Origin of the sequence: Acinetobacter sp. 12966, from assembly GCF_031196995.1 — a bacterium.
Lineage (GTDB): Bacteria > Pseudomonadota > Gammaproteobacteria > Pseudomonadales > Moraxellaceae > Acinetobacter > Acinetobacter geminorum.
In genome coordinates this window covers 1-6,167 of record NZ_JAVIMC010000115.1, presented here as the reverse complement: position 1 = coordinate 6,167, position 6,167 = coordinate 1, and the positions used below count along the sequence as shown (strand labels likewise).

Genomic DNA, 6,167 nt, shown 5'->3' with positions numbered 1-6,167 from the left:
ATAGGCTGGCTCTTCGGAATACGTGAAATAGCTGCCAAGACGATACGCTGTTCTACAGCACTTAATTGATAGGAAGCTTCTATAACTTGATTTGATTTAACAATTTGATTCTTATCCAAAATAAAACCATTGATTTTCTTTTATATATGACAACTATATACTTGTCATATTTGGTAGTCAATCCGTCATAGTTAAGTAGTCAATCCGTCATAGTTAGTAGTCAATCCGTCATAGTTAGTAGTCAATCCGTCATAGTTGAACGTTGAAAGGCTTGCTCCATAAGGGATACAGCTCAATGAAAAGATTTAAAAGATATAAAAATAATTAAAAATACGTTTGAAAAAATTGCCCTTGGTTTTCGCTACGCTCAAACTCTATTGAATCTCGCTTTCGCTCGATTCGTGGGGCAATTTTTTAGATCATCCTGTTGTGACTTTGAGAAAAAGCAAAAACAAGAGCAAAAGAAACTCGGAATTCGCTTCGCTCATAAAGCTTTTTTACTCGCTACGCTCGATCTAAGCCCAATTTTCTGCATGTGATTTACGCTTATTTAGGCTTCACAGCCTAAAAAGCTGTTTTTCAGAGAGTCGAGGTGCGAATTTTGGTGCTTCGCTCGTAGACACTCACTCTATTCATCCCGATTAGAATAAAAATAGTCTCTATTTGGCGCTCATTTGCGTTTTTTGACCTGATTACTCATTTCAATAGTCGATTCTATGTCTTATGTAAAAATGTGGCTGAAATCGCATGTGAGAGCGTTTTAACTTAGGTTTTATTTTTGACCTGTAGGCTAGAGTTTTCGCTTATAGATTTTTCTCTTAAAAATACAATAGTCAGGATCTCTTTTGGCCAAGCACTATCTTTACTGTCAGTTAAGTCAATTAAATGGATTGGGAGCCGGTACATACCGGCAATTTTTGGTTCACACACCACGCATCTAAAGATAAAAGCTCAAAATCCATGATTTATAAGGCGTACAGACGATTAATTATGATGAAGAATCTGATACCAAAAAATAGAAAGAAAAGTAGTTAAGTTATTGGTTTATATATAAATTAAATGATACCGCTGATGATACCAACAAAAGGCACTTTTTACACTTTAAGTTGTTGTTTAATAAATAGTTTTTTTGGTATCACTTGTACTGTTAGAATGATACCAGAATTATCTATTTTAATGTTAATTATCAATATATTAAGTGGTATCAAAATATTCTCATAGTAAATGAATAACGATTTTGTCATCTTTACCAGTCGTTACGATAGAAAAACTGGCACATGACTGTACTGTTTTGACTTAAAAATGAGTTCCAGAAAGTGTACACGCAAGAATTGATTAAATATTTGATTTATATTGATTCGCATGTGTACACCTATGTATACATTAAATGACAGTAAGTTTCTAAAATCATTGAAAATATGCTGTACACATAGGGTATACAAGCAATGTACACGCTTTATGCATTAATTCAGGTATAACATATTGAAATTTATTACAAATAAGCGTGTACAGCTAAAGGGTGAAGTGTTATGTCAACAGAATTGGTCAACTCGGCAAGTATCCTTAGTTTTCCTCGGCCATGTGATTTCTGTGAATTAAAGGAAAATGTTCAAAAATTTGCAGGGTTAATGCTTTGTGGAAATTGTCAGGAAAGCATCCGGATCACCAATCCTGGCATGTTTGAAGCCAATGGTCAGATTGAACAAAAAGCCCAGGATTAACCTGGGCTGCGTATAAGAGATTTTATGTTAAATAATCTCAAAAAATGTAAAGCATATTAATAAAAAAACTGATATTTATCGGGGTTTGGTTATTTCCAAATTGGATGCTTATGCCAGTCCAAGGGGAGTGTTGTAAACTTTGTGATATCTCCTAACGGAAAATTTTTTTCTAAAAGACAATATATTGAATCTTTCCAATCTTTAGCGTGACCCGTAGGCTCTAGTAATCTAGCAATGACAATAATTAGGGCATACAGCCCACCATTTGTATGCTCAGATATTTGTAGTTCTGTAGCAGCATCAGCAGTAAGTACATCCTTAACTTTTCTATTCCAAAGCCTGCCATGATGAGCACAAACATTACGATATTTATTAATTAAGAATAAATGACTGTTTAAGTTTTCCTTATCTATATGAATATATGGAGATGGTGAACTTGATGATGTCGTACCAATATTGAAACTATCACTTATTAAATGCTTATGTGATGATTTAAGGTGTTTGTAAATTTTTCTTAAAGTGCCGAAACTTACAATTTCAGTTAGCACCCAAAATGGTAGTTTTGGGTGGTCATCATAAGTATCATTATAAGTATTCTTAAAGTGACTAATAAAGTCTTCGCCTTTAGCACGGGATATTTCAGTGTTGATACCTTTCATCAACCCCTGATAGTCGATACCTTTCAAATTTCTACGTGATCGCATGTAGAACAGTGATTGATCATACATAGCGAATGCATCATTGTTGATACCCGGTATATGATAGGCGACCTGAGTTCTTAGAAATGTTTCTATATCAGTAATTGCTTCAAAAATTAGTTTACGTAATTGATAGTCGAACTCATAAATTTGTATAACTTCTTCAAAAGTATGACCTGATTCGAATTTACCTAACTTTTTAGTACTATCATTTGGATCTCGTTGTCTGAATAAATGCCAATAAGCACTAAGTCGATAATAGTTGTAACTGATTAAACATTTTTTAGCGTAATTTTCATTATGAATGATCAGTCCATTGACTTTAAGTTTTTCAATTTGTTGATCTAATGTTAGATAGCTTTTGTTGTATGGGATCAACAAGGAACTTTTCTCCAGACGAAAAAAAACCGCTTAGTAGGCAATATATCGATAACTCGATATATATATGTCAAGAATGTTGACAGAGGCGAAGCGGTATCTAATTAATATACTAGATAGTATATACTAAATAGTAAAGCATTTTTTCATATATATTTAATATTTAAAAGATTATTTTTAAAAGTAAGTATCTAATAAGGGGTAAAGTGCTATGAAACATCCAGAAATTAAACCATATGATTGGATAAGGGTAGGTAATCGTAACTGCGTTGTTATGAATATTTATCCTAGCAACTCTCCTTTTGGAGTATGTAAAGTTGTATTCAATCCACAAAAACCTACTACTCATGACGTTGATTGGAATGGTCAACAATGGTTTTTCCCTGAACGTCCTGATTTTGGAGGATATGGTAGAGATGGATGTCCATTTGTTCGAAAGCTAAAACAAGGAATATAAATTAAGTGAAATTAATATGGATAATACCTTGAAAAATAAAATAATAAATAGATATATAGAGTTCCAATACTTTATAAGATGAATAAATGAAAATTGAATTAACAGATAAAGAGCGTTTATTTCTAGCTAATCAGCATGAAATTTTAGGTCATTTAAATACGGATAATTCGGATTATCACTTTAAGTTAGCTGAACAGCTACGAGATGGTCATGAGTGGCTATACTCTCAAAGTTTTGATTACTTCTCTGAAAACTTACCATCGGAAGATGCTGACCTTGTTTTAGATATCCTACAGGTCTATGAACTAATTGGTGATACTTACAGTCGATTGTCTGATAAAAGTGGTATTTCAGATACTCAAGTAAAGTTCCCAGGTTTTGATGGGAATAATGAGCCTGAGTTTATGAGTTTTGTTGATGCTCTGGAAAAAGATAATCGCTATGTTGATGTGATCCAAGCAGGCAACAGAAACTCACATTCAGCTAAAGTTCATGTATATGAACGAATGATTGCTAAATGGCAAGAGCTTGGTAAGCCTTATACCTTAACTAAGGAACAGCTAATCGAGATTTTAGAGGCATAATTAAGAGTGCCTAAAATTAATATAATACACGTTATGTGAAGTTTAAAATTGAGACTATATCCTTAATTTTTATTTATTTTTTAAAATTTAAGACCTAGGCCAATGCCTAGGTTTTTTTATTTCGTATAACAACCATTATGTTAAGTGGAGGCTTTCACAGTTGAAATTTAGTATTTAAGTATTCGATAAAGCCCTCAATTTTCTTAATCACGTATAAGCAGATATACAAAGGACTCAGATTATCTTGCTGAGCTTTCTGTACTCTATACTTCGCCCTTTCTAAGACAGCAATTACATAGGGTATAGAGCTTTTTAGAATTTTGTTAGAATCTTTTTTTGAATACAGATAACAATCAATTTTTTCAAAAGGCCCATCATTGACCAATATTTCCAATATAGTGTCGCTAATGGATTTACTTATTGATTGCTCCATATGTTCAAATTCATATGAATGTAGAGCTTGTGCTATAACTATTTGAAGATTCTTCATTATGATTATTTAATGTTAGCCAATTTTGATCCTAGCATTATCTCCTGAAAAGAAAAAGCGTATAAAACCTAAAGTAAACATTGAGTTATTTTTATTCTTCATTATGAAAAGTTAAAAAAATGATTCTAGGGCCAGAGCTGACTTGGAATTTAATGGCGTTAAAGTACCTGCTGGTCATGTCCATGCAACATTAATGGCCGCTTTTGAATTTGCATATGCTCAAGTAATATCAACTGAAGATTATGTTGGCTAAAGCTTAAGATTTCCTAAAATTAACATAATACACCTTATACGAAATGCTATTTTTATTCTGATATAAATCATAATCTTATCGTATATAAAAAAGCCCAATCACTACCGATTGGGCTTTTTACGTGAATAGTCGTGTTCCACGTCTATTCTTTGATCAATGTTCCACACTTTTGATTAGCTCAGTTGAATAATGCCCTTAGCCATTCGGCAAGAAAAACCGGCTTAACCACCCTCTTTTCGGCTGCTCCGGTTCAACATGCTCCGGCACCGGAATACGCTTATTTTCTGTTTCGACCAGAGTAGTCAATCCGTCATGTTTAGCTTCTGCTGTGTCCGGTTCTGGAGCTGTTTTGGTCATGCTTGGTTGCAACGGTTCTTGATCGGTAAACGTAGTCATATTGGTTTTTGGGGCTTCTAATAGACGTTGCATTGCCTCAATTTGTTCGTCCTTAACATGTAACTGATCATTCTTAGCTTTTAATTCATCTCGTTGAAATTTCTCACGGTCATGAGCCTGTTCTAGCTGTTTTTGAAGCATGTGAACCTGTTGTTCAAGCAAGTGAACTTCTGACAACTTTCGTGTTTCGGTTGTCTGTGAACTGTTCACATGTTTAGATGGTTCACCAAAGACTCGAATAGCTTCAGAAAGATCAATTTTACCATCGCTATTCTTACTTAAATTACCTTTATTTATTTGTTTATAAACGGCTTGACGAGTCATTCCATAGAGGTTTGAAAGTTCGATAACAGATAGTGATTTCATGTTGTAATTTAGGTTGTCTATTATGTGAACTAAGATACATTAAGAAACAGTCAACCGCTACATACACAATCAAACCTCACCCTTTAAAACCTAAATTCCTAAGATGAGGAATAAATTGCTTTTGTTGTATTGGATCTCTAAGCATTTCTTTTATTCTTGATGCCAGTACATCATAGCTTTCTCCTTGAGCTGCTAAATGCGATAGCTCATGTAAGCGAGAAAGCTGATTGCCAAACATATTGATTTGAGCGTCTGTTAGTTTATAAACCTTATCTTGTTCGTTATGTTGATTAATACTTTTTGATTTTTCTTTAAATGAAAAAAGAATATGGGTGACTTTACGACCAGTTTTTTTCTGCTCATAGGAAACGCTTAATGGGCTGCATTCATTTATTTGGTCTACAGCAGTATCAATTACCCGTTTTTTGAAATCTGCAAATAGTGGGTATTTTTTGCCAAGCTCCAACATGCTTCGTAAGCTCTCAACAGAGATTTCACGCTTACCTATTTGTCTGTATTGCACCAATAATTCATAAATACGAATACCATATCCACTATTGATCCCAGCAATATCTGATAGAGCATACTTAGTAAATTCTCTACTTAAATTAGATATGAAGGGCAAGATAGGTTTTGAAAAACGAATACCAATGATACTTTGACTATCCAAAAACTGGATCTCTTGTACCCACCTCATTTTTATAGATTTATCATCAATACTAAGATTAATAGATCTTTCATAAAGTCTATTAATACCTTCTTTTAAGTCTCTGTATGCGGTTTTTTCATGTACTCCTAATAGCTGTAGTTCATTAACGCTTACA

The 6,167-nt window shown here is 33.5% G+C and carries 8 protein-coding genes; 3 read left to right on the top strand and 5 right to left on the bottom strand.

Features of this window, described 5'->3' with window-relative positions:
- Positions 1 to 119, bottom strand: a 119-nt coding sequence (locus tag RFW85_RS16600; protein WP_309171718.1) for a RepB family plasmid replication initiator protein, incomplete at its 3' end; no start/stop codon positions are given.
- Between the two features lie 1,410 nt (positions 120 to 1,529).
- On the opposite strand from RFW85_RS16600, the gene RFW85_RS16595 reads away from it, so the two are divergent.
- Positions 1,530 to 1,721 carry a hypothetical protein gene (locus RFW85_RS16595; RefSeq protein WP_068550827.1) on the top strand — a complete coding sequence of 64 codons (192 nt, stop codon included), beginning with the start codon at positions 1,530 to 1,532 and terminating at the stop codon, positions 1,719 to 1,721.
- 89 nt (positions 1,722 to 1,810) lie between these two features.
- Here RFW85_RS16595 and RFW85_RS16590 read toward each other — a convergent pair whose 3' ends face one another.
- Positions 1,811 to 2,800 (bottom strand): Abi family protein, encoded by a 990-nt coding sequence (locus RFW85_RS16590; protein ID WP_309171717.1) that lies wholly within the window; start codon positions 2,798 to 2,800, stop codon positions 1,811 to 1,813.
- Positions 2,801 to 3,008: 208 nt separating this feature from the next.
- Between RFW85_RS16590 and RFW85_RS16585 the strand changes: the two genes are divergently transcribed.
- On the top strand, positions 3,009 to 3,254 hold the full coding sequence (locus RFW85_RS16585) for a hypothetical protein (protein WP_018680089.1): 246 nt from the start codon (positions 3,009 to 3,011) through the stop codon (positions 3,252 to 3,254).
- An 86-nt stretch (positions 3,255 to 3,340) separates the two neighbouring features.
- A complete protein-coding gene (locus RFW85_RS16580) occupies positions 3,341 to 3,838 on the top strand; it encodes a YfbU family protein (RefSeq protein WP_309171716.1) in 498 nt (165 codons plus the stop codon).
- Positions 3,839 to 3,992: 154 nt separating this feature from the next.
- On the opposite strand, the gene RFW85_RS16575 is transcribed toward RFW85_RS16580, so the two are convergent.
- The 3 genes from RFW85_RS16575 to RFW85_RS16565 form a co-directional block, all read right to left on the bottom strand.
- The gene (locus tag RFW85_RS16575) at positions 3,993 to 4,328 is read right to left on the bottom strand and encodes a hypothetical protein (protein WP_309171715.1); all 336 of its coding nucleotides are present in this window, start codon (positions 4,326 to 4,328) and stop codon (positions 3,993 to 3,995) included.
- A 448-nt stretch (positions 4,329 to 4,776) separates the two neighbouring features.
- The gene (locus RFW85_RS16570; RefSeq protein ID WP_068550826.1) at positions 4,777 to 5,343 is read right to left on the bottom strand and encodes a plasmid replication DNA-binding protein; all 567 of its coding nucleotides are present in this window, start codon (positions 5,341 to 5,343) and stop codon (positions 4,777 to 4,779) included.
- Between the two features lie 76 nt (positions 5,344 to 5,419).
- On the bottom strand, positions 5,420 to 6,167 hold a 748-nt coding region (locus RFW85_RS16565; RefSeq protein WP_309171714.1), incomplete at its 5' end, for a RepB family plasmid replication initiator protein.

Coding starts and splice junctions, on each gene's coding strand:
- RFW85_RS16595 (WP_068550827.1), top strand. CDS start 1,530: ATGTCAACAGAATTGGTCAACTCGGCAAGTATCCTTAGTTTTCCTCGG.
- RFW85_RS16585 (WP_018680089.1), top strand. CDS start 3,009: ATGAAACATCCAGAAATTAAACCATATGATTGGATAAGGGTAGGTAAT.
- RFW85_RS16580 (WP_309171716.1), top strand. CDS start 3,341: ATGAAAATTGAATTAACAGATAAAGAGCGTTTATTTCTAGCTAATCAG.
- RFW85_RS16575 (WP_309171715.1), bottom strand. CDS start 4,328: ATGAAGAATCTTCAAATAGTTATAGCACAAGCTCTACATTCATATGAA.
- RFW85_RS16570 (WP_068550826.1), bottom strand. CDS start 5,343: ATGAAATCACTATCTGTTATCGAACTTTCAAACCTCTATGGAATGACT.